The sequence below is a fragment of the Actinomyces sp. ICM39 genome (genome assembly GCF_000282935.1).
Taxonomy (GTDB): domain Bacteria; phylum Actinomycetota; class Actinomycetes; order Actinomycetales; family Actinomycetaceae; genus Pauljensenia; species Pauljensenia odontolytica_B.
This window is the reverse complement of record NZ_ALCB01000121.1, coordinates 1-2,949: the sequence shown is the minus strand read 5'-3', so window position 1 is coordinate 2,949 and position 2,949 is coordinate 1. Positions and strand designations below refer to the sequence as shown.

Below are 2,949 nucleotides of genomic sequence, written 5' to 3'. Positions count from 1 at the left end.
GTACTGAGCTGAGCTCGCAGACTGATAGCCCCGGCCTCGTCATGAACTGCCTCCCGTTTCTTGGACATCGAAATTGAAGTCCAAGAAACGGGAGGCTTTTCGTGTCTGTGGATCTGGGGTTGAGGCATGATCGTTTGCTTCGGGAGCAGGCGGTGGAGATGTTTGCGAGGGGATTTGGCTATGGTTTGAGCGCCAGGAGGCTTGGTGTGTGTGCCGAGACTGTGAGAGAGTGGCAGAAGATGTACCGCGTGATCGGGAGGGGTGGGCTTCTTGTCATGGGAGTAAAGCGGGCGAGATACGACTATGAGACCAAGGTCGCCGCAGCGAGGGCTATGGTTGACGGTGGGATGAGTAAGCCTGAGGCGATGGTGCGTTTCGGTATTGCGAGCGCGACACCGTTGAAGCAGTGGTGCAGGCTGTCCCGGTCTGGGAGATCTAGTCGTCCTCAAGCGAGTACCTGCCAAAGACGCCACGGCTGCCTGTCCAGCTAAAAACCTGATTGCGAAAGATTCAACATGCCTCAAACCTTGCATGAGCGCGTTTACCACACCAGCAGCGGCAATGTCTTCTATTGGATAGACGCCTCTGCTGACACGGACGCACCGTGGCTTGTATTTCTTCCTGGTCTCACTGCCGACCACACCATGTTCGACGCGCAGATGGCGTATTTCTCAGGTAAGGCAAACTGCCTGGTATGGGATGCTCCTGCACATGGGAAGTCGCGCCCATATCCGCTTGACTTCTCCATGGACGATTGCGCCCGTATTTTGCACGCAATTTTGGAGGCTGAGAGCATCAAAAACCTCGTGCTTGTGGGCCAGTCGGTCGGCGGCTACGTTGCACAGGCGTTCATCGACCTCCATCCGAGAGAAGCTGCCGGCTTCGTCTCCATTGATTCAGCGCCGCTCAAGAGGAAGTACTACTCGACGTGGGAGGTCAAAGCGCTGCGCCATACCAAGGGGATGTACCAGTTTGTGCCCTGGTCGTGGCTGAAGGTGCTGGGATCGTGGGGCGTGGCAACAACCGCCCAGGGGAAGGCCGGCATGCGTTCCTTCATCGAGAGCTACGCCAAGGAGGAGTATGTGGAGCTCGCCGCGCACGGCTACAAGATGCTCGCCGATGCTGTTGAATCTAGGCGCGCTTACAACATTGACTGTCCGGCGCTCTTGCTCTGCGGGGAGAAGGACCATGCTGGCGATGTCAAAGTGTTTAACCGTAAATGGGCTGCTGGTGAGAAGATCCCTCTCGTGTGGATACCTGGAGCAGGGCATAACTCGAATGTTGATAATCCTAGCTTTGTGAACAGTAAGATTGAGCAACTCATGGTTGCGCTGAAATAGTGTTGGGTAACTGCAGCCTCTTCTTGCACATTTTCGTTAGCACGATGAGCGACATTTGTAGATCCACATTGCGTTCTATGTGGTTACTTCCTTCTCTTTAGAGTATATTTCCCCAGATCATCGCCAACACTCTTCGCTCGGGATTTGTTACTCTCGGGTCGGGGAGCGGCCCACCCCGTCGGCACCCCTTTCATCCATGTAGTCAGTTGCGCACAACCGAACTGCGTTTCCGCAGGTCAAAGCTATCACTCTTCGGTCGGACGAAAATACTCTTCTCAAGTGACTACATCGCATGTAGTCAGTGCTGACTACAGGGTGACTACACGGCTCTCTCGATGAAAGAGTAAAAGGAATCCCAGCTCACCTGCCCCGCTGACTACACGGAAACGGGCTATGCGACAATCGAGTGGGAGTAGTACTTCCGCATTGGTGCTGTGAATTCAGCATGAGGGACCCCTGAATTAATGGCTTCGGGGGTCCCTTGCATATTGGCGATTACCCAACTGGGAGTAGTCATTCTCATGCGCATGCTCTGTTTGTTCAAGGAAAGATCGGGATAGATCTACTCGAGTACATGCACGCGAAAAATGCTTGATCCAAGTGGAGTAGGAGTGTGCCCTCAGTTTTTGTGTGCGGTGATCGCAAACTGAAGGGGCAGACGTTCGGGGTGCTCACGAAGATGCCATCCGCCAGTGGAATCTTGTTCCATAAGTTCGGGCCACGGGCACCAGGCAGCGCGCGGGGTCTCTTCAAGCTCATCAATCACCAGCCCAGCGTTGATGAGAGCAGTGACGATCTGGCCAAGGGAATGATTCCACTGGTGGTTCGTTGTGTGAGTAATCCGCGGCGCACCGGGGGAGTCCACGTAGCTTGAATCGTCATCCCACGTCATCGGAGCGTCCTGCTCGAAGTATGGCTGCTCGATCTTGAGCCCGTCGGAAATATCCTCCCCGATTGTCATGAACATCGGGTGGTCATCACGGATGAAGAAAGTGCCGCCCGGTTTGAGCAAGGATGCGACGACTTGTGCCCACTGGGCGATATCGGGGAGCCAGCACAGGACTCCGATCGAGGTGTATACCAGATCGAAGTCGCCGGAGACTGCTTGGCGCGCGTCGTACACGTTCGCGTGAACGAAGTTGACGTCAGCGCCTGCGCGCTCGGCGATGCTGCGTGCGTGGGCAAGTGAGGCCTCGGACAGGTCGAGGCCAATGACGCGCGAGGCCCCGCGGCGTGCAAACCCGATCGTGTCGGTTCCGACGTGGCACTGCAGGTGGATGACCTCTTTGCCCGTGAGATCGCCAAATTTTTCGATATCTTGGGCCAATTCGGCACTGATGGCCGTCGGGTCCTCGAGAAGATGCTGGTAGTCGCAGTAGTTGCCAGCCATGTGCAGCTCGGCGCGGTCGTCCCAGTTGCGTTCGTTATCGGAAAACCACTGCGCTTTCCTGCTTGTTTCAGTCATTTAGTCATTGTATGCCGGTGGGATTTTGGTGCGCGGCGCCTGCAGAGGGTTTGCGTGTTTTGTCCGCACTACGCAACTGCAGGTATGGATCAGGAGATCTGGCAGTGCCCGGTCGTCCTGCTCGCCGACGTTCGTTCCGTGGGC

2 protein-coding genes are annotated in these 2,949 nt (G+C 55.9%); one reads left to right on the top strand and one right to left on the bottom strand.

Going from position 1 to position 2,949, the window contains the following annotated elements:
• The first annotated feature begins 515 nt into the window (after positions 1-515).
• Positions 516-1,340: an alpha/beta fold hydrolase gene (locus HMPREF1137_RS08040; RefSeq protein WP_016461510.1), complete on the top strand. Its 825-nt coding sequence runs from the start codon at positions 516-518 to the stop codon at positions 1,338-1,340.
• 619 nt (positions 1,341-1,959) lie between these two features.
• Here the strand turns inward: HMPREF1137_RS08040 and HMPREF1137_RS08035 are convergent.
• The gene (locus tag HMPREF1137_RS08035; protein WP_009054127.1) at positions 1,960-2,805 is read right to left on the bottom strand and encodes a class I SAM-dependent methyltransferase; all 846 of its coding nucleotides are present in this window, start codon (positions 2,803-2,805) and stop codon (positions 1,960-1,962) included.
• Between the last annotated feature and the right edge of the window lie 144 nt (positions 2,806-2,949).